At 74.3% G+C, this 22,734-nt stretch carries 23 protein-coding genes and 1 pseudogene; 12 read left to right on the top strand and 12 right to left on the bottom strand.

Going from position 1 to position 22,734, the window contains the following annotated elements:
- Both AC07A6_RS10520 and AC07A6_RS10515 read right to left on the bottom strand, forming a co-directional pair.
- Positions 1–623: pseudogene (locus AC07A6_RS10520) on the bottom strand (hypothetical protein); the annotation flags it as partial.
- Complete coding sequence (locus AC07A6_RS10515) at positions 620–1,843, bottom strand: MFS transporter (protein WP_478776837.1); 1,224 nt, start codon at positions 1,841–1,843, stop codon at positions 620–622. The gene AC07A6_RS10515 and the pseudogene AC07A6_RS10520, both read right to left, overlap by 4 nt.
- Before the next feature lie 206 nt (positions 1,844–2,049).
- Here AC07A6_RS10515 and AC07A6_RS10510 point away from each other — a divergent pair, with 206 nt between their 5' ends.
- Positions 2,050–2,865 (top strand): hypothetical protein, encoded by an 816-nt coding sequence (locus AC07A6_RS10510; protein ID WP_478776836.1) that lies wholly within the window; start codon positions 2,050–2,052, stop codon positions 2,863–2,865.
- 144 nt (positions 2,866–3,009) lie between these two features.
- A complete protein-coding gene (locus AC07A6_RS10505) occupies positions 3,010–3,708 on the top strand; it encodes a sigma-70 family RNA polymerase sigma factor (protein ID WP_362465595.1) in 699 nt (232 codons plus the stop codon).
- A gap of 28 nt (positions 3,709–3,736) precedes the next feature.
- On the opposite strand, the gene AC07A6_RS10500 is transcribed toward AC07A6_RS10505, so the two are convergent.
- Positions 3,737–4,543, bottom strand: a complete 807-nt coding sequence (locus AC07A6_RS10500; protein ID WP_478776835.1) for a sulfite exporter TauE/SafE family protein — start codon at positions 4,541–4,543, stop codon at positions 3,737–3,739.
- Positions 4,544–4,672: 129 nt separating this feature from the next.
- On the opposite strand from AC07A6_RS10500, the gene AC07A6_RS10495 reads away from it, so the two are divergent.
- Positions 4,673–5,434 (top strand): AraC family transcriptional regulator, encoded by a 762-nt coding sequence (locus tag AC07A6_RS10495; RefSeq protein ID WP_362465589.1) that lies wholly within the window; start codon positions 4,673–4,675, stop codon positions 5,432–5,434.
- 105 nt (positions 5,435–5,539) lie between these two features.
- Positions 5,540–6,013, top strand: a complete 474-nt coding sequence (locus AC07A6_RS10490) for a tRNA adenosine deaminase-associated protein (RefSeq protein ID WP_478776834.1) — start codon at positions 5,540–5,542, stop codon at positions 6,011–6,013.
- A gap of 91 nt (positions 6,014–6,104) precedes the next feature.
- Here AC07A6_RS10490 and AC07A6_RS10485 read toward each other — a convergent pair whose 3' ends face one another.
- From AC07A6_RS10485 to AC07A6_RS10475, 3 genes are all read right to left on the bottom strand, one after another.
- Positions 6,105–6,257 (bottom strand): hypothetical protein, encoded by a 153-nt coding sequence (locus AC07A6_RS10485; protein ID WP_478776833.1) that lies wholly within the window; start codon positions 6,255–6,257, stop codon positions 6,105–6,107.
- On the bottom strand, positions 6,251–6,457 hold the full coding sequence (locus AC07A6_RS10480) for a hypothetical protein (RefSeq protein WP_478776832.1): 207 nt from the start codon (positions 6,455–6,457) through the stop codon (positions 6,251–6,253). Before AC07A6_RS10480 ends, AC07A6_RS10485 begins: the two co-directional genes overlap by 7 nt.
- 154 nt (positions 6,458–6,611) lie before the next feature.
- On the bottom strand, positions 6,612–7,376 hold the full coding sequence (locus AC07A6_RS10475; RefSeq protein WP_478776831.1) for an SDR family oxidoreductase: 765 nt from the start codon (positions 7,374–7,376) through the stop codon (positions 6,612–6,614).
- 268 nt (positions 7,377–7,644) lie between these two features.
- Here AC07A6_RS10475 and AC07A6_RS10470 point away from each other — a divergent pair, with 268 nt between their 5' ends.
- Complete coding sequence (locus tag AC07A6_RS10470; protein ID WP_478776830.1) at positions 7,645–8,526, top strand: helix-turn-helix domain-containing protein; 882 nt, start codon at positions 7,645–7,647, stop codon at positions 8,524–8,526.
- On the opposite strand, the gene AC07A6_RS10465 is transcribed toward AC07A6_RS10470, so the two are convergent.
- Complete coding sequence (locus AC07A6_RS10465; RefSeq protein WP_478776829.1) at positions 8,511–9,080, bottom strand: PepSY domain-containing protein; 570 nt, start codon at positions 9,078–9,080, stop codon at positions 8,511–8,513. The genes AC07A6_RS10470 and AC07A6_RS10465 overlap by 16 nt on opposite strands.
- Positions 9,081–9,275: 195 nt before the next feature.
- On the opposite strand from AC07A6_RS10465, the gene AC07A6_RS10460 reads away from it, so the two are divergent.
- A complete protein-coding gene (locus tag AC07A6_RS10460) occupies positions 9,276–10,289 on the top strand; it encodes an SPFH domain-containing protein (protein ID WP_478776828.1) in 1,014 nt (337 codons plus the stop codon).
- Positions 10,286–11,185 (top strand): hypothetical protein, encoded by a 900-nt coding sequence (locus AC07A6_RS10455; protein ID WP_478776827.1) that lies wholly within the window; start codon positions 10,286–10,288, stop codon positions 11,183–11,185. Before AC07A6_RS10460 ends, AC07A6_RS10455 begins: the two co-directional genes overlap by 4 nt.
- Positions 11,186–11,220: 35 nt before the next feature.
- Here AC07A6_RS10455 and AC07A6_RS10450 read toward each other — a convergent pair whose 3' ends face one another.
- Complete coding sequence (locus AC07A6_RS10450; RefSeq protein WP_478776826.1) at positions 11,221–11,436, bottom strand: hypothetical protein; 216 nt, start codon at positions 11,434–11,436, stop codon at positions 11,221–11,223.
- A 277-nt stretch (positions 11,437–11,713) separates the two neighbouring features.
- On the opposite strand from AC07A6_RS10450, the gene AC07A6_RS10445 reads away from it, so the two are divergent.
- The gene (locus tag AC07A6_RS10445) at positions 11,714–14,416 is read left to right on the top strand and encodes a hypothetical protein (protein ID WP_478776825.1); all 2,703 of its coding nucleotides are present in this window, start codon (positions 11,714–11,716) and stop codon (positions 14,414–14,416) included.
- Position 14,417: 1 nt separating this feature from the next.
- Positions 14,418–16,124, top strand: a complete 1,707-nt coding sequence (locus tag AC07A6_RS10440) for a hypothetical protein (protein WP_478776824.1) — start codon at positions 14,418–14,420, stop codon at positions 16,122–16,124.
- 5 nt (positions 16,125–16,129) lie between these two features.
- Here AC07A6_RS10440 and AC07A6_RS10435 read toward each other — a convergent pair whose 3' ends face one another.
- Positions 16,130–16,660: an ArsR/SmtB family transcription factor gene (locus tag AC07A6_RS10435; protein ID WP_478776823.1), complete on the bottom strand. Its 531-nt coding sequence runs from the start codon at positions 16,658–16,660 to the stop codon at positions 16,130–16,132.
- 102 nt (positions 16,661–16,762) lie between these two features.
- Here AC07A6_RS10435 and AC07A6_RS10430 point away from each other — a divergent pair, with 102 nt between their 5' ends.
- Entirely contained in the window at positions 16,763–18,037 is a 1,275-nt protein-coding gene (locus AC07A6_RS10430) for an MFS transporter (protein WP_362465555.1), read from the top strand.
- On the opposite strand, the gene rpmG is transcribed toward AC07A6_RS10430, so the two are convergent.
- Positions 18,003–18,167, bottom strand: a complete 165-nt coding sequence (rpmG, locus tag AC07A6_RS10425; protein WP_361910728.1) for a 50S ribosomal protein L33 — start codon at positions 18,165–18,167, stop codon at positions 18,003–18,005. The genes AC07A6_RS10430 and rpmG overlap by 35 nt on opposite strands.
- Before the next feature lie 258 nt (positions 18,168–18,425).
- Here rpmG and AC07A6_RS10420 point away from each other — a divergent pair, with 258 nt between their 5' ends.
- Positions 18,426–19,004, top strand: coding sequence for a snapalysin family zinc-dependent metalloprotease (locus tag AC07A6_RS10420; RefSeq protein WP_478776822.1), 579 nt, complete (start codon positions 18,426–18,428; stop codon positions 19,002–19,004).
- A 24-nt stretch (positions 19,005–19,028) separates the two neighbouring features.
- Here AC07A6_RS10420 and AC07A6_RS10415 read toward each other — a convergent pair whose 3' ends face one another.
- Both AC07A6_RS10415 and AC07A6_RS10410 read right to left on the bottom strand, forming a co-directional pair.
- Positions 19,029–19,793 carry an amino acid ABC transporter ATP-binding protein gene (locus AC07A6_RS10415; RefSeq protein WP_478776821.1) on the bottom strand — a complete coding sequence of 255 codons (765 nt, stop codon included), beginning with the start codon at positions 19,791–19,793 and terminating at the stop codon, positions 19,029–19,031.
- Between the two features lie 11 nt (positions 19,794–19,804).
- A complete protein-coding gene (locus AC07A6_RS10410; protein ID WP_478776899.1) occupies positions 19,805–20,758 on the bottom strand; it encodes an ABC transporter substrate-binding protein in 954 nt (317 codons plus the stop codon).
- Positions 20,759–21,547: 789 nt separating this feature from the next.
- Between AC07A6_RS10410 and AC07A6_RS10405 the strand changes: the two genes are divergently transcribed.
- A complete protein-coding gene (locus AC07A6_RS10405) occupies positions 21,548–22,525 on the top strand; it encodes an amino acid ABC transporter permease (RefSeq protein ID WP_478776820.1) in 978 nt (325 codons plus the stop codon).
- Positions 22,526–22,734: the final 209 nt, after the last annotated feature.

Genomic DNA, 22,734 nt, shown 5'->3' with positions numbered 1-22,734 from the left:
CGCGCTCTCTCCAGGAGGGCGCCGTCCCCCGTCCCCCCCCCCTCCCCCCCCCCCTCCCCCCCCCCCCCCCCCCCCCCCCCCCCACCCCCCAGGCAGAGGTCCAGGTGCCGGTGCAGGTGGGCCGCCGCCACGCCGGGCCCGCGGGGACCCGCTCCCGCCAGCAGGGGCACCAGCCCGGGCACGGCGTCCGCGCGGGCCAGGAGGCGGGGCCCGCCGAGCGCGGCGCCCCAGGGCACGACGCCGGCCCGGGGGTCGTAGGCGTCCAGGCAGGCCCGGGCCGCCTCCGCCCGGAGCGTGGCGGCCGCGGGCGTACCGAGGGCCGGCGCCGTGCCGTACCAGAAGATCATTCCCCGGGTGGCGGTGTCGGCCGCGGCCCACGGCGCGAGCCGGTCCGTGCACCGCGCGGCCGCCGCCCGGTCCGCTTCGGCGCCGGTGCGGCGGGCCCGCAGCCACAGCAGTCCGGCCCAGAAGCCGCCGGTCCACGAGCCGCGGCCGGTCGTCGTCCACCGCCCGTCGAGGGGGTCGGCGTACAGCGGGAACCGGTCGCCGACCTCGGCCGCCGTGACCGCCACCCGGTCCGTGACGGCCGTGAGGGCCCGGCCCGCCCAGTCACCGGAGTTCACGCCGCCGCCCCCCTGCCCGGGCGCCGGTCCCGTACGGCCCAGAGGAACGCGACCGCTCCCGCCGCCGCGAACTCGACCGCGACCAGCAGCCAGCCGGCCCCGTACCGCCCGCTCTGCGCGAGGAGTCCGAACAGCGGCGGACCCACCGCGAACCCGGCGAAGAACCCGGCCGCGACGAGCGCCGAGTCCTGTCCGGCCCGGCCCGCGGCCGAGCGCTGCAGGACCAGCACCATCGAGACGGCGTTGCCGGAGACGGCGAACACCCCGACGGCGACGGCTCCGGCCCACACCAGCGGACGCGCCCAGAGTCCTCCGGCGAGCAGGGCGGCGGCGCCCACGGCACCGCAGGCCAGCAGGCCCGGCAGCCATTCGGCCCGCCCCGGGCGGGCGGCCTTCGACCAGCCGACCCGGCCGAGGACGCCCGCGACGCCGAGGACGGCGACCAGGCCGCCGGCCACCGCGGGGCCCATCCCGAGCCCGCGCACCCCGTACAGGGCGAGATAGGTGTTGACGGACGCGATCCCGGCCCCCAGGAACAGCGAGAACCCCGCCAGCCAGGCCGCCGTCCCCCGCGGTACGAACGACGCCCGGACGGGCGGGACCTGCGGGGCGGGCGGATCGGCGGGCAGTGCGCGCAGTGCCCACACCGCGGTGAGGAGGGCCGCCCCGGAGGCCGTCCACACCGCGCCCCGCCAGCCGAGTCCGCCCGCGAGGGCGGCCAGCGGCAGGCCGGCGGCGAACGCTCCCAGCTGCACACCGGACTGCTTGAGGCCGGTCACCGCGCCCCGCCGGGCGGGCGGGACCAGGGCCAGGACGGCCTTGTTGGTGGCGGGGTTGGCCAGCGCCTGCGGTACGCCGCCCAGCGCGACCGCGCCCAGCAGCGCACCGGCGCCCGGGGCGGCACCGATCAGGGCGAGCGCGGCGGCGGAGACGAGGAGCAGGAGCACCAGCGAGCGCCGGGGCCCGACGCGGTCCACCGTCCGGCCGCCGAGCGGGGACAGGAGGGCGGCCGTCCCGAACCCGACCGTGGTCGTCAGCCCCAACAGCCCCGGGGTGATGCCCGGTTCCTCCACCAGGCGGGGTCCCAGCGCGCCGAGCAGGAACAGCTGGAGCATCGAGAACGCCATGGCGCAGGTGAGCAGCGCGGTCAGCCGGCGGGCCTTCCGGTCCCGTACGCCCGCCGCCGCGGCGGTCGCCGCCGCCGTCCCCTCTGCCGCCACGGAAATCCCCGCTCCCCCGATGTTGGACGTCACGACCGAACGGGAAGGGAGTCGTACGGACCGGCCCCCGGGTTCCGCGCTCCTGCTGTGTCCCGCACCACACCTGCGAACGGTTTCGAGTCGCACCACAGGCACGGTCGAGAAGTTGTCAGGAAGCGCGCACCCCCCTGCGCGGCCCGGAAGGCTGGTGCGAGGATGAACCCGCCATGACGCCAGGTCACTGTTTCCGAGCCGCACGGGCCGCGATGTTCGCGGCCGTGTGCGTTCTGCTCGCGAGCACCGGCCACGTGCTCATGTCCGGTATGGCCGTGCCCTGGTGGGCGGTGTCCGCCGCGTTCGCGGGCACGGCGGCCGTGGCCTGGTGCCTCGGGGGCCGGGAACGCGGGCGGCTCACCGTCGTCGCGGCGACGGTCGCCGTGCAGGCCGCGCTGCACTCGGCCTTCTCCCTGGCCCAGTCGGTCCTGCACCCCTCCCTGCCGTCCGGCACGTCGTTCGCCCGCCAGTGGGCCGCGTACCTGATGTGCGGCGAGGGCACGGCGGGGCTGTCCGCGCAGGAGGCGCGGAAGGTCGTGGACGACGCGGGGCTCGGTGCCCTCGTGCACGAGCCGCCGCCGGGCACCGCCCTCACGGACGCCGCCGCGCACGCCCACCACGGCATGCACGAGGTGCACGACGCGCCGGGCCTGGCGGACGCAGCGTCCGCCGCCACCGGGGTGTTCATGCCGCCGGGCGGCCACGACATGGCCGGGATGTCCCCGGCCGGCATGCTCGCCGCGCACCTGCTGGCGGCTCTGCTGTGCGGCCTGTGGCTGGCCCACGGCGAGCGGGGCGCCTTCCGGGTGCTGCGCGCGGCCGCGGCCCGGCTCTGGACGCCGCTGCGCCTGCTCTTCGGTCTCGTCCCTGCCGCCGTTCCGCCGCGGGTCCGCGTGCGCCGGGTGCGGCGCCGCCACGCGCTGCGGCAGTTGTTCCTGGTCCACGCCATCACCTCACGGGGTCCGCCGTCGGGAACCGCTGTCCTGTGACAGCCGGTTCCCCGAGCGTGCGCTGACGGCCCTTCCGCGGCCCGTCGCCCCTCGGGCATCGGCCGTGCCCTCCGGCCGGCCGTACTCCCTTCACCGGTGCCGCCGCGCGCGGCGCCGGACACCTTGCCCTAAGGACCTGTGGCGATGACTCCTGCCCTGACCACCCAGCACCGTCCCGCCGGCGAAAGGCCGGCCCGGCACACCCCGGACTCCGACGCGGAGGTGACGCGGCTGGCCCTCGACGCCCGCGACGGGGACCCCGCGAAGGCCGACCGGTTCGTGCGGGCCCTGCACCGCGACGTCTGGCGGTACGTGGCGTACCTCAGCGCGGACGCGCAGGCCGCCGACGACCTCACCCAGGACGTGTTCCTGCGGGCCCTCGCCGCGCTCCCCCGGTTCGAGGGCCGCTCCTCCGCCCGTACCTGGATCCTGTCGATAGCCCGGCGCACCGTCGTCGACAGCGTGCGCCGTGCCGCCGCCCGCCCCAGACTGTCGGACCGCCACGACTGGCAGGCCGCCGCCGAGCAGAGCCAGCCGTACGGCCTCCCTGGTTTCGACGACGGCATCGCCCTCGCGGAACTCCTGGCCGCCGTCCCGGCCGAGCGCCGCGAGGCCTTCGTCCTCACCCAGCTCCTGGGCCTGCCGTACGCCGAGGCCGCCGTCGCCGCCGGCTGTCCCATCGGCACGGTCCGCTCGCGCGTGGCCCGCGCCCGCACCACGCTGATCGCCCTGCTGACGGACACCGGACCGGCGGCGGCCCCGCCGGGCCGGCCGTCCCCCGGCGTCCCGGGGCGCGTCTCCCCGCCGCCGCGTCCCGCCGTGCTCGCACCGTCCCCGGCCTGACGGTCCCGTTGCCGGGCTCCGGGCCCCCTCAGGGGGTCCGGAGCAGCATCGCGGCCAGCACCAGGCACAGCAGCGCCACGTACCCCCGGGCGTGGAGGCGGTCCCCGATCCGCGGGGGCCTGCGGCGCAGGAGGACGACGACCGGGAGGGCGCCCAGGAGCAGCAGGGCGGCGGCGCCGAGGTCGACGGCGCCGGCGGCCGGAAGCAGCGCCGGGGTGCCCGTCCCGGGGGCGGTGGTGAGGAAGACGGCGCACGCGGGGGCGCTGATGCAGACGGTGAGGGGGTTGGCGAGGGCCGCGGCGGTGCCCATCGGGAGCCCGGAACGCCGCAGCAGCGGTACGGTCATGACGCTCCCGCCGACGCCGAGGAACGAGGCGACCGCGCCGACGGGCAGCCCGAGCCAACCGGGTACGGCGAACGCCCGGCGTCGGCCGGCGGGGCGGGTGGCGGAGGCCGGGCGCAGGAACCCCGGGCGGGCGAGCACGTCGAGGACGGTGACCGCCAGGTAGGCCGTGAACCCCCAGTGGACCAGCCGGGCCGGCGCGAAGCCCGCGGCGACCGCGCCGGCGAGTCCCCCGACGCCGAGCAGGAACAGCAGCGGGGCGGTCCCCCTCAGCCGGCGCAGCACCGGCCGGGGCGTGGCCGCGGTGGCCGCCGCCGCACCCACGACCATGACCAGCGACGAGGTCGCCACGGCGACGGTCGCCGCGCCCGGGCCCACGGCGGCGTCCGCCCAGACGATGACGGGGACGGTGACGAAGCCCCCTCCGAACCCGAACAGCACGGTGGTCAGCCCGGTCAGGATCCCGACGGCGACGAGAAGCACAGCAGTCATGCGCCCAGTCCAGCCGAGATCCCGCGCGCCGACGATCGACTGCCGGTCCCCTTCTTTCGAGTTTCGGCCGCGGGCGGCATCCCCCTGGGCTCCGCCCGGGCTCCGTCTGGCTCCGCCTAGGCTCCGTCCATGCGCAACGTGCCCCTCGCCCGGGTCGACCACCTGCCCGCCGAGGTGCTGCCGATCGCCACCGACTACCCGCCGGACACCCTGCTCACCTGGCACGAGCACCGCCGGGCACAGTTCCTGTACGCCGCGACCGGCACGATGCTCGTGGAGACCGACGACGGGGCGTGGACGGTCCCGGGCGAACGGGCGGTGCTGATCCCGCCGCGGACCCGCCACCAGGTGCGGATGCTGGACACGCAGACCTCCAGCCTGTACGTCGAGCCGTCCGCGGTCCCGTGGTGGCCCACCGCCTGCCGGGTCGTGGAGGTCCCCCCGCTGCTGCGGGAACTGCTCCTCGCCGCCGCGGAACTGGACGCCGACCACGCGGCGGACCCGCGCGGCCGTGCGGTGGTCGCGCTGATCCTCCTGGAGACGGCGGCGCTCTCCGAGGTCCCCCTGCACGTGGCCCTCCCGCACGAGCAGCCGTTCTCCGCGCTGTGCCGCGACTACCTCGCCCGCCCCGACCTGGCGGTGGGCAACACCGACTGGGCACGCGCCGCGGCCATGAGCGAACGCGTGTTCACCAGGCGGTTCCGGCAGCTGACGGGGACGAGCCCGGCGGCCTGGCGGTCCCGGGCCCGGCTGCTCGCCGCCATCCCCCTGCTGCGCCACAGGACCGTCACCGAGGTCGCGGCCCTCCTCGGCTACGCCTCACCGGCGGCCTTCTCCTACGCGTTCACCCGCGCCTTCGACGTACCGCCGTCCTCGATGCGGCACCGCTGACGGCCCCGCCGGCCCGGGAACGCCGGCCGGGCCGGCTTGCTCCGTGTGGGCCACGGCGGGCCGTCCCATGGCTATCGGACGCGTCGACGGGGCACCTGTGGGGCCGTGACAGATCGAAGGAACCACCGGTACGCGGTCGCCGTAGCCCACCGGGACGGCCGCCCGCAGTGCACCCGCCTGGACCGCACCGCGCTCACGGGCCTCGACGAGGCGGTCGCCGCGGTACGCGGCGCGGCGACCTCGGACGTGTCGTTCGGGTTCTTCAACGCGGACGAGTCGTTCTTCCTGATCCTGCGGCTCACCCCGGCCGGGACGGCCCTGCTGCTGTCGGACGCGCGGGCCGCGCGGCGGCACACGCTCGCCGCGCAGGCCCTGGACGCCTCGGGTGCCGCCCCGCCCGACGGGGACGCCGGGGGCGCGATCCCGGCCGGGGACCTGGACATCGCCTCCGGCCTGGGGCTCACCGCCGACGGGATGGCCGCCGTGCTGGCCGGCCCGGACGACCTGCCGGACGACCAGCTGCGGGCGATCGCGGAGCGGTGCGGGTTCGCCGCCGAGTTCGACCGCGTGAAGGCCTGAGGCGGTCGGCGCGGCGCCTGAGCCCGGACTTGTGGCCACCTCCGGAGATGCTGCTCGCCCCGGCGACCCGGCCGGCCCGGACGGCCCGGCGTCAGGGGCGCAGCCAGATCGGGTTGGTGAGGGCGGCCGGCGGCCCGGGGAGGGGCGGCGCCTGGGCCGGGTGCCGGACCTCCGCGCGCACGTAGGCGGTGCGGGCGGCCGTCGTGCGCCACTCGGCGGACGTCGCCCCGGGCACGGTCAGCACCAGACCCTGGTCCGTACACCCGGCGGGACGTCCACCGGCACGTACACGAAGTCCGGGGCGCCGGGCGGGATCGTGCCGCGCAGGGTCGTGGTGGTGACCGGCTCGGGTTCCGGGGCCGCGCCGGCGGTGGGCGAGGGGGCGGCGACGGCGCCGGCCGAAGCGGCTGCTCGTGCCAGTAGTGCTCGTCTGCTGAGGGCCATGGCGCCCAGGGTCCCGCCGGCAGGTGAATCCGGCGTGAACGCGTCGGCGGACGTCGACGCCGCTCGGCCGTGGGCGCCGGCACGCCGCACCGGACGGGTGGCGCCCGTGGTGGGCACGGGTTGCGGGCCACTCGTCCGGCGGTCGCGCGGTCGGTCAGCGGGTGGTGTAGCCGCCGTTGAGGAAGAGGGTCTGGCCGTTGGCCCACCAGCCGTCGGTGAGCATGTGGCGGACCCAGGGGACGATGTCCTCGATCTTGGTGAGGTCGCCGTTCATCGCCGAGGACTTGTGGTAGGCGACGGAGTCGTCGTCCTCCGCCGGGTAGAAGAAGGACGTGTCCATCGGGCCGGGGGCGATGCTGTTGACGGAGATGTTGCGTCCGAAGAGCTCCTTGGACAGGGCGCGGGTGAAGTGTTCGACGGGCGCCTTGCTGCCCGCGTAGGAGGAGTAGAGGCCGGTGTAGGCGGCGAGGAGCGAGGTGACGATGGTGATGATCTTGCCGCCGTCCTCCATGCGGCGCGCCGCCTCGCGCATCACGAAGAACGCGGCCTTGGAGTTGACCGCGAACATCTGGTCGTACTCCTCCTCGCTGATCTCGGTGAGCGGCTTCTTGAGGACCATGCCGGCGGTGTTGACGCTGATGTCGAGCTTTCCGTAGCGGTTCAGCACCTCGTCGAAGACCCGCTCGACCTCGGCCACGCGGGTGAGGTCGCCCTGGATCGCGAAGGCCTCGCCGGGGCCGGCGTTGATCTCCGTGACGACGTGCTCGGCCTTGGCGCGGGAGGAGTCGCTGTTGTAGTGGACGGCGACCTTGGCGCCCTCGGCCCCGATCGTGGTGCTGATCAGGCCGCCGAGGTTGCGGGAGGCTCCGCCGACGAAGGCGACCTTCCCGTTGAGGGTCTTCTCAGGAGTCTTCACCATGGCTGTCTCCTTGTGGGGGTGGGTGAAGGGGGGTCGCCCCCTCGGGCACCGTGGTCCGGCGCACCCGCGTTCAGCAGCATGCGCGGTGTCCGGGGGGAGGTTCTTGAACGATCCGCGCGGGCGGTTGGACGATCCGCGCATCCGGCGGCCGGCGGCCGTTCCGGCATCCGGCATTCCGCCATCCTGCGTCCGCCACCGGCCGTCGCGCCGGCGCCCCGTACGGTGACGGAGGTCGCGCCGGCGGGCGCGGGCGGGAAGAATCACCTGCGTGGCCGCATCCCATGTCAAACCAGGTCTGGAGTCCCTGAGCAGCAGCGCCCGGGACATGGAGCACGCCGTGGTGGAGCGGGTCGTGGAACACCCCGCGGAATCCCACGGCGCGCCGCCGGCCCACGTCCTGGTGGTCCACACCGGGACGTCCGCGAGCCTGTCGTGGAACGCGGACGGCACCGCCCGCCGGGCCCGGTTCCACACCGGTGAGGCGCTGGTCAATCCCGCGGGGTACGCCTCCCGGCCGCGCTGGCAGGAGGACGTGGAACTGCTGCTCCTGTCCATGGACCCGGGGTGGCTGGAGGCGTACGCGCAGGAGAGCGGGGGGCGGGGGCTGCCGGGCGGACGGCTGGAGATCGCCCCCGACTTCCACTTCACCGACCCTCTCCTCACTCTGCTCGTGCAGCGTCTGGTGGCCGAGTACGAGGCCGGCACGCCGGTCGACACCCTGTACGCGGAGTCACTGGTGCAGGCGGCGGCCGCGATCGTACTGCGGCGGTGTTCCCCGGGCGGTGAGCCGCGCCCGCGCGGGGGCGGCCTGCCGCCCCGACGGCTGGCGGAGCTGCGCGACTACGTACACCTGAACCTCGGCCGCCGCATCACGCTGGAGGAGCTGTCCGCGGTCGCAGGCGTCAGCGCGGCCCACCTCAACCGGCTGTTCCGGGCCTCGCTCGGCGAGACCCCGCACCAGTACGTGCTGCGGCAGCGCGTCGAGCGGGCCCAGAACGCGCTGCTCCACAGCGACGACAGCATCGCCGACATCGCCGTCGCCCACGGCTTCGCCGACCAGAGCCACCTCACACGGGTGCTGCGGCGGGCGACGGGCCTGACGCCCCGGGTCCTGCGCGAGGACGGGGCGCGCGGTCAGCCGTTGCCGTAGTCGTCGTCCGAGTCGGCCCGGACGGTGACCTTGCCGGTCGTGGCGTCCACGGAGCCGTCCCAGGTCTTGCCGTCGGATCCGCGCACCTCGACGTGCCAGGACGCCGCCTTGCCGTTGCCGTCGTCGGCTTCCCACTCGACGGCCCACGCCTCGCCCGGGTGGGCGGCGACGGCGGCCTTGACGGCCTGCTCGGCGGTGACCTCGGCTGCCAGCAGCTCCTTGTGCTCGCCCGCGTCCTCGTTGGTGTCGACGTTCTCCCGGGTCACCTTGCCGTTCGCCGCGTCGACCTTCAGCTCGGCGTGGCCCTTGCCGTCCTTGGTGATCACGTCCACGTGCCAGACGTTGCCGTCCCGGTCGAGGGATTCGATCACCCCGGGGTAGTCCTTCAGGGCCGCGGCGGCGGCCCCCTCCGCAGTGGTGTCGGCCGGGGCGGCGGGGGCGGCCGCGGGAGCCGTCCGTACCGCGTCGGCGGGCGCCGCGACGGCGGCGGCCGCGGGGCCGCCGGCGAGCAGGACCACGGCCGCGGCCGCGGAGACGTACAGGTTGCGCTTCATGGGCTCGACCTCCTCGGGCCGGCCAGGACCGCGTACGCGGTTGCCCGGTGCGGGCGGCCGGCAGCGAGCGTTCCCGCCCATTGTCCGGCCGGTGGCCGCCGCCCGCCCGGCAAGGGGACCGAGCCCTTTTCGTCCTCTTGACGATATGACGGGAGCCCCCTTATCGTCGTGTTGACGAAATGAAGGGGGTTCGCCATGGCCGACATCACCCGGCGCCTCGGCTGGCGCCATCTGCGCTCCGCGCCCACCGCTCACATCCGCCACCACAACCGCGGCCGGCTGGTCCACGACGGACGGGGGCTCAGCTTCTGGTACCGGTCGCTGTCGGCGGCGCTCTCCGAAGTGCCGGTCGACGACCGGGAACTGGCCATGGCGTTCCACGCCCGCACGGCCGACTTCCAGGACGTGACGGTGCAGGCCACCGTCACCTACCGGATCAGCGACCCGGCGGCGGCCGCGGACCGCCTCGACTTCTCCGTCGACCCGGACACCGGGAGCTGGCGCGGCGCACCGCTGGAGCAGATCGCCACCCTCCTCACCGAGACCGCGCAGCAGCACACGCTGGACGTACTGGCCCGGACCCCGCTGGCCGCCGCCCTCGTCGACGGCGTCGCGTCCGTGCGGCAGCGCGTCGCCGACGGCCTCGCCGCCGAGCCCCGGCTCCCGGCCACCGGCATCGACGTGGTGGCCGTGCGGGTCGTGGCGATCCGGCCCGAGGCCGAGGTGGAGCGCGCCCTGCGCACCCCGGCCCGCGAGCAGATCCAGCAGGAGGCGGACCGGGCCACCTACGAACGGCGGGCCGTGGCCGTCGAGCGCGAGCGGGCCATCGCCGAGAACGAGCTGGCCAGCCAGATCGAACTGGCCCGGCGCGAGGAGCAGCTGGTCGACCAGCGCGGCACCAACGCCCGCCGCGAGGCCGAGGAGAAGGCGGCGGCGGACGCCGTCCGGACCGAGGCCGAGGCGGCCCGCAAGGTCCGCCTCGCCCGCGCGGACGCCGAGGCGGCCCGCGAGACGGGCGCCGCGCGCGCCGAGGCCCAGGCCGCCTGGCTGCGGGTGCACGGCGAGGCCGGCCAGGACACGCTGCACGCCCTGGCGGCGACCCGGCTCGCGGAGAACCTGCCGCGGATCGACAGCATCACCCTCTCCCCCGACGTCCTCACCGGACTCCTCGCCCGCCTCGGACGCCCGGACGGCGGAGCGGGCGAGTGAGCCTGGCCCCGCGGGCGGTGCTCGTGCACCGCAGGACCGAGTACGAGGAGCTGCTCGCGCGGCACGGGACGCACGGGCAGGCCGCGTTCTTCCTCTCCAGCCGGGGCCGCTCGATCGACGAGGTGGCCCGCCGCCACGACCGCGCGCAGCGGGCGCTGCGGGAGGTGGCGGCGGCGGTGCCGCTCACCTGGCGCTCCACCCGGGTGGAGCGGGCGGACCTGGACCGCTTCCTGTTCGGCCCGGAGGACGTCGTGGTCGTGGTCGGGCAGGACGGCCTGGTCGCCAACACCGCGAAGTACCTCCGCGGTCAGCCGGTGGTGGGCATCGACACCGACCCGGGGCGGAACCCCGGGATCCTCGTCCGGCACCGCAGCACCGACGCCGCCGCCCTGCTGGGCGCCGCGACCGCCGTCGGGGGCCGGGCGGAGGAGCTGACCATGGTCGAGGCCGTCGCCGACGACACCCAGCGCCTCGTCGCCCTGAACGAGATCTACCTGGGCCCGCCCGGCCACCAGACCGCCCGCTACCGCCTGGGCCCCGACGGCGAGGAGGGCCCGGGCGAGCCCCAAGCGTCCTCCGGGGTGCTGGTGGGCACCGGCACGGGAGCGACGGGCTGGCTGCGCTCCCTGTGGCTGGAGCGCGGCAGCACCGCCGGGCTCCCCGCCCCGTGCGACCGGCGGCTCCTGTGGTTCGTGCGCGAGGCCTGGCCGTCGCCCGCCACGGGCACCACCAGGGTCGCCGGCGAGCTGGGGCGGGGGCAGGGGCTGCGGCTGACCGTGGAGTCGGACCGGATCGTGGTCTTCGGCGACGGGATGGAGGCCGACGCCCTGGAACTGACGTGGGGCCAGAGCATCCGGCTGGGCATCGCGGAGACCTCGCTGCGCCTGGTGACGTGAGCCCTGCGGCGGCCCCCAGGACCCCGGCCCCTCGGTCAGAGGCTGTTCCACAGCTTGCGCCAGAAGTCGTCGCGGACGTCCCGGAACCAGTGGCCGGCGGAGCAGGTCGGTTTGGGGACGCCCGGAAAGGGCTGGGGGACCGGCCGGCCGCACCACCGGCACGGGCGGGTGCGGCGGGCCTTCGGGGAACGGGACCGGGTCCTGAAGCCGCCCCAACGGCCCGGCTCTTGCCCGGAGTTCGGTGTGGACATGGCCCCAGTGAACCCGCCTCCCCGGCCCGGCGTCACGGTCGGGGTACTCAGGAGGCCCCGTACCGGCTACTCAGTTCCGTGGAGCGGACGAGACGTCGCGCCGGTGCAGCCGCTCCGGCGCCGGCGACCCGATCGTTTCTGCATGCCGCCCCTTCACCCGGCCAGGTGGTTTGGGCCCGGGATCCGCCGGCCGGGTCTGGGCGTGGACGGCCCGGGCCGGGAGGCTGGGGAACGGGGTCGGACGCGGCGGCCGCGTCGGGGAGGCGGGAGTCAGCAGATGAAGGTCAACTTCGCGAAGTTCCAGGGCTCTTTGCCGTACGCCTCCGAGCTGTACGGCGTCTACCAGCCGCTCCTCGGGTGGCGCTCGGCCCGCCTCGCCGAGCGGTTCGGCACCACGGGCCCCGCCATGCGGCGCTCGCTCGCGGCGGCCCTCACCGAGAACATGCGCCCCTCCTACACGGTGGCCCCGGCCTCCGCCGCGACCGCCGGGCCCGCCGTGACGATCGAGCCGGGCGCCCCGGTGCCCTCGGTCGCCTCCGCCCTGCCCGGAGCCCTCGACTCGGTGGTCACCCGGGAACTGCTGGCCCGGATCAGGAAGGCGGACCTCGCCGATCCGGCCGTCTGGGACCGCCTCGTGGGGCCGGGACCCGACGGGCTCGCCGCCCTGCTGCGGATCGCGGAGCAGAAGATCGCCCAGGGCGGTGTCATCGTCCACGCCGCGTCCGACGGCCGGGAGGCGGCCGCCGCCGACTCCGCGTCCCTGGCCGCCGCCCAGGAGTCCCGCGTCGCGGGAGCGCTGAAGAACCTGCAGGCCGCCGGCCGGTACGACGTCCTGCACGCGATGTTCGCGACGAGCGGCCACCGGGTGGACGTGCGGGAGGTCGACGCCCTGGCCGGGCTGCTGGGGGGCGGGCCGCCCGTGTCGCCGGGAGCGCGGGGCCCGGCCGCCGCCGGCGCCGGCCTGCCCGAGGCGTCGCTGTCCCCGCTCGGTGTCGTCCACCTCTTCCGCCAGTACTTCTTCGAGTTCGACTCGTTCCTCGGCCCCCCGGTCCAGCACATCTGGCTCAGCCCCGGCGCCTCGGTCGAGCTGATCGAGGTCTCCACCCGCCGCACCCTCACCGAACGGACCACCGAGGCCTCCGAGGAGGTCACCCAGCGCAGCGAGCAGGAGAGCCGCTCCGAGGACGAGCTGTCGGCCTCGGTCAGCGAGGAGAACCAGAGCAGCAGCAAGTTCGGGGTGAGCCTGGAGGCGAGCACCAGCGGCAAGCTGGGGGTCTTCAACACCCAGGCCACCGCCCGTTCGAGCTACGACTCGTCGGAGGCGCGCAAGACCGCCAAGGAGCAGACCCACAAGCAGCTGCGGCAGCAGACGATCAAGCTGTCCACGGAGATCAAGCGCAGCTTCAGGTCGACGTTCAAGACGGTCGTGGAGACCACCGACACCTCCAGCAAGAGGTACCTCCTGCAGAACACCACCGACAAGCTCGTCAACTACGAACTGCGGCGCAAGATGCGCCAGGTGGGGGTCCAGGTCCAGGAGATCGGCACCCAGCTGTGCTGGCAGACGTACATCGACCGGCCGGGCGACGAACTCGGGGTCGCCGAGCTGGTGCACGTCGCGCAGCCCCCGCAGGGCCAGGTCCAGCCCGCCCAGCTCGTCCCGATGCCCGAGCAGTACCAGGAGACCGTCGAGGGCACGTACAAGGGGCCGGACGACGACTACTTCAACGACGCCCTGGCGGACCTGCTGCTGTACCCGAAGTACGGGTACGAGTACAAGAGCCACACCAACGTGCAGTGGCTGAGCAGCAACGTCGCCGAACTGCAGGTCAGCCAGTTCGCGGCGGGCAGCAACCGGCTCAGGCTGCGGATCATCGGGCACAGCGGTGACGACGGCGAGATGTTCCCCTACCGCTTCACCGTCAGCTACGGCCCCACCCCCGCCTATGTGGAGCAGGTGAACAAGGTCAACGCCGAGCGCCTGAAGGAGGTCGACCAGGAGAAGGAACGGCTGGCGAAGGAGGCGTTCTTCAAAGCGGCCCAGGAGCGGGTGAAGCTCGCCGCGGGGATCGGCCCCCGCCGCTTCGAGGACCTGCGGGAGGAGGAGCGGATCGTCGTGTACCGCCATCTGATCCGCCAGCTCTTCAAGGGCAAGGGCCTGTCCGGCGTCAGCAGCCAGACCCAGCACGTCATGGCCGAGCTGGTCCAGGCGTTCTTCGACGTCGACCGCATGCTGTACTTCGTGGCCCCCGAGTGGTGGGTGCCCAACAAGCTGGCCGTGAAGGAGAACCTCGGCTTCGAGGGCTCGGGGACCACGGAGAAGGAATTCGAGAAGAGCACCGTCGTCGGGTGGGGCGGCACCAGCAACACCGGCGAGGACTACTACATCACCGCCGACTCGCGGCCCGCCCGGCTGGGGAGTTCGCTGGGCTGGCTGCTCCAGCTCGACGGCGACAACCTGCGCAACGCCTTCCTCAACGCCCCCTGGGTCAAGGCCGTCGTCCCGATCCGCCAGGGGCGCGAGTTCGAGGCGCTGGACTGGCTGGCCAACGCGGGCGTCGAGGGCACCGACGGACTCGACGCGCTGTACGCCGAGTCGGTGCCGGGCGAGCGCGGCCGCATGCTGCTGGTGCTCAAGCGGTACGCCTGGAAGGACCCGGAGCTCGGCGCGCGCTACCGCGACCTGCCGGCCGAGGCGCTGACGGTGCACGACGCCATCCGCTATCTGGCCGTCGTGGTCGGCGGCGACTGGCAGAAGTCGCGGGCGAAGGTCAGCGACCGGCTTCCGGACGGCACGCCCGTGAACTACCTGCCCACCGACAAGGTCTACGAGCGGGGATTCGATCCGCTCGGCGACGGCTTCCAGGCGGACGGCACCGAGCCCTTCCAGGTGTTCGACCAGTGGATCGAGGTCATGCCGACCGACCAGATCGTCGCCACCGAGGTCCGCTACGACCCGAAGACCGGGATGCAGCTCTGAGATGGCGACGACCCGCCTCACCCTCGCCGCGTCCGACGTCCTCGGCAACCCTCCGCAGGCGGGGACCGCGGCCGAGGTGGAGCTGAAGTGGACGGACGCGGGAGGAGCGCAGACCCAGAACATCAGCGTCCCACTGGACCAGCCCCTCGTCCGGGTGGTACCGGCGGAGGACTGGAGCCGCATCGACCTCAAGGTGGCCCACCCCGACTACGTCCCGGAGTCGGTCACCCTCAAGCGTGACAGCCCCGAGGCCACCCTGTACTGGGACAACCGGGGGGTCTCGGTGACCCGCGAAGGGGACGGCCTCCGCCTCACGATGGAGCTGGGCCGCGTCCGCCAGTCGCCGGTGACCCCGCCACCGTACACCGGGACCAAGGCGCACGGGGACCAGCCGGGGGTCTTCCTCTGGGAGACGGCCGGGCAGCCGAGAAGGTACGCGGTGCTGAACCAGCCGGGCCCGCCCGCCACTCCCCTGTGGCTGGAGAAGGTGAACGTGCGCACGCTCACCGACGCGGCGCCGGCCCGGGCCGGGCAGGACGGCTGGGACCGGTTGCGCACCACCGACCAGGTGGTGGCGCTGGCGGACACCGGGGGCTTCCTCTGGCTGGAGTACGGCGGCGACGCCGGCGCGCTCCCGCCGCAGCCGCGCTTCCTGGTCGCCGTCTGGGCGCCGAAGGCTCCCCCGCCCTCGGTCCCGGCCGGCGGCATGGACGTCGTCTGCTACTTCACGCCCTCCACCGCGACGCGCGGCTATCCGGTCTCCGCCTACCCGTTCCGCACCGACTACCCGTACAGCGTCAAGCGCGACAGCACGGCCGACCAGCCGTACGTCGTCGTGGGCTACCGGCACCTGCTGCGGGACCTCAACCTCGTCCAGGCGCAGCACGTCTCGGGCCGTCCGGCGGTGGTCGTCGTCCCGATCCTGCCGGCGCTGCCCCCGGGCAAGGACAACGAGAAGTTCGCCTGGCAGCCGTTCAACTCCCAGGAGGGGACGCACCGTCTCCTGCTGGAGGTCGTGCGCTTCCTGCACCGCTTCGGCTACGGCGGCTCCGGTTCCGGCACCGATTTCAGCGGGTGGCAGGGCAGCAGCGCGCCGGTCGGCCGGCTGCCCGCGCTCGCGGCCGCGCGCCGCAGCAGCTCGGTCCCCACGCCCCCGCCCTCCCTGGGCAACGTCACCGTCTGCGGGTTCAGCAGCGCGATCATGGGGATCTTCCCGCTCCTGACGCGGAAGGAGATCTCCCTCCCCGGCGCCTTCCCGCGCCACCTCTTCGGCGGCGACGCGGCGGCGTTCGACGCGGTCTGGCGCGAATGGTGGGACCTCGACCTGGAGCTGAAGGCCGAAGCCACGGGCATCAAGGCCGCCGACTACGAGCAGCAGCTCCTGCGGTGGTTCGCCGGCGGGAACGACCGCCGCCTGCGCCTGTACCACTGCGACCACACGATGGGCAGCACCCCGCCGGCCCGGCGGTTCGCCGCCCTCGCCAGGCTGTCGCACAAGGCCACCGCTCTGCCCGGACTCGCCGAGGAATGGCACTCCGAGGACGGCCGCTGGACGGCCGCGTTCTACCGGGCCGGGCTCCTGCGCGCCAGGACCCGGCCGGCCGGCGTCCTCCCCCTCTTCCCCCTGGAGGCGGCCGACGCCGGCCTGATCCACCCGTTCACGGCAGCACTGGGCTTCGGCCACGCGTCGAAACTGCGCGCCGTCTGAGCGGATCACCCCGCGCTCGGCGGATCCGGACGCTCCGGGTCCTGGAGGGGGAAGGCCATCACGCTGACGCCCAGGGGGATGGTGCCGGGCGCGTGGGGCCGCTGCGCCGCGTCGTGGAGCTCGACGGCGAGTTCCGTGAGCCGCAGCCGGACGTCCTCCCAGATCCGGGGATCCACCCACAGTTCGGCGTCGACGGTCACGCCCTCGCTCGCCTCCCGCCGGCGGCCGGCCCGCTCCCGGAGGGCGTGCGCCATGGTCTCGGCCAGCATCGGAGCCCCGTCGTGCCGGTCGGACAGCGGTGTGCCCCGGACGGTGCGGTAGCGGCGCTCCCGGCCGCCACGACGCGTGCGCTCCTCGGCCAGCTCGACCAGCCCCACCGCGTCCAGGCGGCGCAGGTGCTGGCTGGCCAGGGCGTGCGAGACGTCCAGCTCGCGGGCGAGCTCGGCGGCCGACATGGGGCCCGGCCACAAGAGGCTGAGCATCCTCAGCCGCAGCGGATGGGCGAGGGCGCGGAGTACGGGGTCGGTATCGGTCACGGGGCCAGTAAACCTCAGCCGGCGCCACCCGACCCCCTACCCCCAATCAATTGCTTGGGGGTAGTGTGCGCGATCGAACGCACAACGACGAGGGGGATCCTGATGACCTGGCGCACGCTCGAAGTCGTGAAGGACCGCAACGCGGGCCTCTACCTCGGCGGGGTGATCGCTTCCGGGTTCGGCGACTCGGCCATGTCGCTGGCCGCCGGCATCTGGGTGAAGACCCTCACGGGCTCCAACGGCCTCGCGGCGCTGGTCGGATTCTGCCTCTGGCTGCCGACCTTCGCGGGCCCGGCGATCGGGACGGCGGCCGACCGGGTGCGCCGCCGCCCCCTCCTGGTCGCCGCCAACCTGGCCCTGGCCGCCGTCGCGACCGCACCCCTCGCCGTGCGCTCGGCGTCGGACGTATGGCTGCTGTTCGCGGTCCTGACCCTGCTGGGAACGGGCATGGTGCTCACGGACGCGGCGGAGACCGCGCTCATGGCCGCCGCCGTGCCCCGGGAGCTGCGCGGCGACTTCAACGGCCTGGTGCACACCGCGTTGGAGAGCACCAAGCTCCTCGCGCCGCTGGCGGGAGCCTGGCTGTTCACCGTCTCGGGCGGGCCCGCGGTCGCGGTACTGGACGCCGTCAGTTTCGTACTGGCCGCAATTGCCTTCCGGTTCATCCGCGTGCACGAGGACCCCTCCGCCGCCCGCGAAACGCGGCCTTGGACCACCCGGACCGCCGAGGGCGCCCGTTACCTCTGGCGGCACCCGGTGCTGCGCCCGCTGGTCCTCACTGGCGGGACGGCCATGGCCCTCTCCAGCCTGAGCAGTACGGCCACGTTCGCCCTGCTCGACACCGGGCTCCACCGGTCCCCGGCGTACGCGGGCGTACTGACCGCCCTCCAGGGGCTCGGGTCGGTGGTCAGCGGGCTGGCGGCGGGGGCGCTGATGCGCAGGATGCCGGAGCGCGTCTTCTCGGCGGCCGGACTCTCCCTCTTCGCCCTCGGCGTCCTCGCGCGCGCCACCCCCTGGGGACCGGCCGTACTCGGTGGAAGCCTGCTCATCGGGCTGGGCCTGCCCTGCGCGCTCATCGCGGCCATGACCGCCGTACAGCGGGAGACCCCCGGCGAACTGCTCGGCCGGGTCGCGGCGACGGCCGGCACCCTGATGTTCGCGCCCACCGGGCTCGCCCTGCTCATCGGCACCGCCATGGTGGCGGGCCTCGACCACCGGGTGCAGCTCCTCACGGCCGGCGCCCTGGGTCTGGCCTGGGCCGCCGCGCTCACCCTGACCGGCCGCGGCGGACGGGCCCCCGGCCCGGATGCCGGACCGGAGGGCGACGGGGCCGCAGGCGGGGTCAGCGCTCCTCGCGGAAGTCGACGTGGCGCCTGAGGACCGGGTCGTACTTGCGCAGCACCAGCCGGTCGGGGTCGTTGCGCCGGTTCTTGCGGGTGACGTAGGTGAATCCGGTGCCCCCGGTGGAGCGGAGCTTGATGATCGGGCGGATCTCATTGCGTGCCATGCAGCCACTATACGGGAATGGTTCCCATTTTCAATACGGGTGAGCCGGGCCGCTGCCCGCTGACCGGGCACCGGCCGGAGCGCCTCGCGGAAATGGCTGGCAGGTGCATGACGAACTCACGTGATCCGGGGCTACCTTCTTAGAGCTTCCGGAGGGGCGGCCGTCCGAACGCCCAGGTCACCGACGGGCGTTGGCGGCGCCTCCCACGCCCCGGCTCCGCCCCAGGGGCCGGGCCCCCACACGTGAAGGAGCACCGCCATGTCCTTGGGCACCTGGCTGAAGGCCGGCACCTCCGCCGCCGCCCTGGTCCTCGCCGCGGCGACCGCCGCGACCGCGGCACCCGCACCCGCGGCGATACCCGGCACCGCCGCGGCGGCAGTGACCCTCCGCTACGACGACAGCCGGGCGGGCGGCTGGGAAGCCGCCGTCGCGGCCGGGGTCGCCAACTGGAACGCGAACGTCAGCAACGTGCGGCTGGTGAAGGCCGCACCCGGCACCCGGGCCGAGATCGTCATCGTGGCCACCACCGGCTGGCCGCAGGCCACCCTCGGGCCGGTCCGCCCGGGGCGGCAGGTGCGGGTCGAACTCGGCTCGCAGGCCGTGGACCAGGGGTACGACAAGACCCGCATCGCCGCGCACGAACTGGGCCACAGCCTGGGCCTCCCGGACACCAAGCCGGGCCCGTGCACCCAGCTCATGTCCGGATCCAGCGCCGGAACGGCCTGCACCAACGCCGTGCCGAACGCCGCGGAACGGTCCCGCGTGCAGTCCGCCTACGCGAACGGGCTCGCGGCGGCCGTACCGGCCGACGGCCGGTTCCTCGTCGACGCCCCCTGACGGGCCGCTCCGCACTCCGGAGGGTCAGACGGCCTTGGAGAGGAAGGCCCGGGTGCGGGGGTGGCCCGGGGCGTCCAGGACGGCGGCGGGCGGGCCCTGTTCGACGACGGTCCCACCGTCCATGAACACGACGGTGTCGGCGACCTCGCGGGCGAAGCCGATCTCGTGCGTCACGACGATCATGGTGGTGCCGGCCCGGGCGAGGTCCTTGATCACGTCGAGGACCTCGCCGACCAGCTCGGGGTCGAGCGCCGAGGTCGGCTCGTCGAAGAGCAGCACCTTCGGTTCGAGGGCGAGGGCCCGGGCGATGGCCACGCGCTGCTGCTGGCCCCCGGACAGCTGGCGGGGCCGGGCGTCGGCCTTGTCGGAGAGGCCGACCCGGTCGAGCAGCCGGCGGGCCGTCGCCTCCGCCTCCTGCCTCGGGCGCCGCAGCGCGGAGACCGGGGCCTCGACCAGGTTCTCCAGCACAGTGAGGTGCGGGAAGAGGTTGAAGTTCTGGAAGACGAACCCGATGCGGGTGCGCTGCCTCAGCACTTCCTTCTCCTTGAGTTCGTACAGCCTGCCGCGGGCCCTGCGGTAGCCGACGAGGTCGCCGTCCACGCTCACCCGGCCGCGGTCGGCCTTCTCCAGGTGGTTGATGGTGCGCAGCAGGGTGGACTTGCCCGAGCCGGAGGGGCCGAGGATGACGGTGACCTCACCGGTCCGCACGGTCAGGTCGACGCCGCGCAGCACCTCCAGCGGTCCGAAGCTCTTGTGGACGCCGCGCACTTCGACCATGACGTCGGTCACGGGCTCGCTCCTCATGTGTGCTCGGCCGGGTTGATCTGCGCGGCCTCGATTGCGGAGGCGCCGGTGCCCCACTTCTTCAGGATCCGCGCGTAGGTGCCGTTCCTGATCAGCTCGTTGACGGCCGCCTGGACGGCCGGGGTGAGCGGGGAGTCCTTCTTGAAGGCGAAGCCCACGTCGAGGCGGTGGTACTCGCCGAGGAAGGTGGTCTGTGCGGCGGGCTGCGCGGCCTGGTGGCGCAGGCCGTTGATCGTCGACATGACGACGTCGATCCGGCCCTGCCGGAGTGCGGTGGTGACGGCCCCGGGTTCGGAGAAGACCTTGACCTCGTACGGCTTCTTGCCGGCGGCGGTGCACGCGCCCTTGCGTTCGGTGAGGGTCTTCTCGAAGGTGGTGCCCGCTCCGGTGCCGACGGTCAGTCCGCACAGCTGGACGAGGTCGGTGACCCGTGCGGTGAGCCGGGTGGTGCCCGTCTTGACCGCGAAGCCCTGGCCGTCGTTGACGTAGGTGACGAAGTCGACGCTCTTCAGGCGTTCGGCGGTGACGCCGAAGTTGCCCGTGCCGAGGTCGTACTTGCCGCTGCCGAGGGCGGGCAGGATCGTCTCGAACGAGGCGCCCTGCCGTTCCAGCTTCACGCCGAGGACCTTGGCCACCGCGTCGGCGATGTCGATGTCCTGGCCCGCCGGCGGTTTGTCCTGTCCGTTCGGGTAGTACGCCGAGGGCGGGGATCCGATGGAGCTGCCGATCCTCAGGGTTCCCGTGCGGCGTACGTCCGCGGGGAGCAGGGAGGCGACCGCGTCCACGGTCCGTACGCCGGCCACCGGGTCGTCGGCCGGTGCCTGGGCGCCCGCCGGCACGGGGGTCCCGCCGCCGCCGGAGCCGCAGGCGGTCAGTGCCAGGAGGGGCAGGAGGGCCAGTGCCGCGGTGCCGCGCAGGGCGGCACGCGTCCGGTTCCCGGGGAGGTTCAAGGGGCGGTTCACGGGGCGGTTCACTGGGCGGTTCACTGGGCTGCCGCCGCGTCTGCGCGGGGTACGGCCGTGGTCCTCGTGCGCCCGGGCGAGCCGGAGCGTGTACTCCTTGTCGAACCCGGCGCCGGATCGCGCGGTGGTTTCGGATCCGTCGTTGGTGGCGGCGATGCCGAGGAACTCCACGGGCATGGGGTGGCCTTTCGGAAGGACGTGGTGCGCACACGGGCGGGGGTGGGCGCCGGCTCGTACGGCGGCCGGCGGGAACGCGGAAGCGGGGCGGTGCGGTGCGGGGTGGTGCGGGCGTGACGACGCCGGGCGTCGGGGACTTCGGTACACCGGGGCGGCGGGCAGCGCACGTCCGGGCGCACGGCACACCGCCGTGCCACGGCGGGTGGTGCGCAGGGGATCTCGGCCCGCGACGGGGTCACCGAGGGAGGGAAGGGCCGATCAGGCAGCCCGCTGCCGCATCAGGCGCGACACGCTGCGGACCACACCCGACCGAAGTCGATGTGGCCGCGCGAGACGAGGCGCTGATGGGCGTTCATGCGACTACTTGAGCAGTACACGATGGTCTTCGTCAAGCAACCGCCCGGATCCCGGACGGTCTTCGCCAGCCGGACCGCACGCCCGGTTGACAGGGCCGTGCCGCGGGCGCATACGATCGACGGCGGATCGGCCCCGCCCCGCGCAGGGGCCCTTCCGGCCGCGTTGAGGGACGCGGCGAGCGTGACGACACACGTCCCGGGCCCCACCCGTCCACGCCGCGATCCCTCGACTGGAGGGCCTCCCATGGCCACCGTCCCTTCCGAACTCTCCCCCGCCACCGCGCGGTCCGCGCCGGAGACCGGCCCCGGACCCGAGTCCGGGCCCGGGTCCGAACCGCCGCGGATCGTGCCGCGGCGGCGCACGGGCCGGTGGCTGTCCGCCGCTGCCGCCCTGCTGGTCTTCGCGCTGGTGCTGCGTTCCGTGGTCCTCAACGACGCCTTCCAATGGGACGTGGTGGGCCGGTACTTCACCACCTCCGCAGTGCTGCACGGGCTGCTGCTCACCCTGTGGCTGACCGGCGTGGTGATGGTGCTCGGCTTCCTGGCCGGCACGGTGCTGGCGGTCATGCGGCTCTCCGAGAGCCCGGTCCTGCGCACGCTGAGCTGGGGCTACGTGTGGATCTTCCGCTCCACGCCGCTGCTGGTGCAGCTGCTGTTCTGGTTCAACATCGGCGCCCTGTACCCCACCCTGGGGCTGGGGATCCCGTACGGGCCCGAGCTGTTCAGCGTCAAGACGGTGAACCTGCTCGGCCCGACGCTCACGGCCGTCATCGGACTGACCCTGCACGAGAGCGCGTACGCCGCCGAAGTGGTGCGCGGCGGCATCCTTTCCGTGGACCCCGGCCAGACCGAGGCCGCGCAGGCGCTCGGCCTGAGCAGGCTGCGCACCCTGCGCCGGATCGTGGTCCCCCAGGCGATGCGCTCGATCGTGCCGACCGCCGGGAACATGCTGATCGGCACCCTCAAGGGCACGAGCATCGTCAGCGTGCTGGCGGTGCACGACCTGCTGTACTCGGTCCAGCTGGTCTACAACCAGAACTACCAGGTGATCCCGCTGCTGCTGGTGGCCACGCTCTGGTACGTGGCCGTCACCACCCTGCTGAGCGCGGGCCAGTACTACGTCGAGCGGTACTACGCGCGGGGCACCTCGCGCGACGGTGCGGCCGGCACCGGCCGAAAGCCGTTTCATTTCACCAAGAGGCGTTATGTGTACGGCGGATGAAATCGGCCCGCGCATTCGCGCATTCCGATATCGAGGCCGTTGACACCCCTTCTCCGGGCTGCCTGGCCGGCCCTTCAGGCTCCTCCGGTCCTCCGGGGGCGGGGGGGGGGGGGGGGGGGGGGGGGGGGGGGGGGGGGGGGGGGGGGGGGGGGGGGGGGGGGGGGGGGGTGGGGGGGGGGGGGTGGGGGGGGAGGGAGAAAAAAAAAACA

The organism is Streptomyces sp. NPDC044002 (assembly GCF_056434525.1).
The sequence above is the reverse complement of the archived record's forward strand: the minus strand, read 5'-3'. Positions and strand labels throughout refer to the sequence as shown.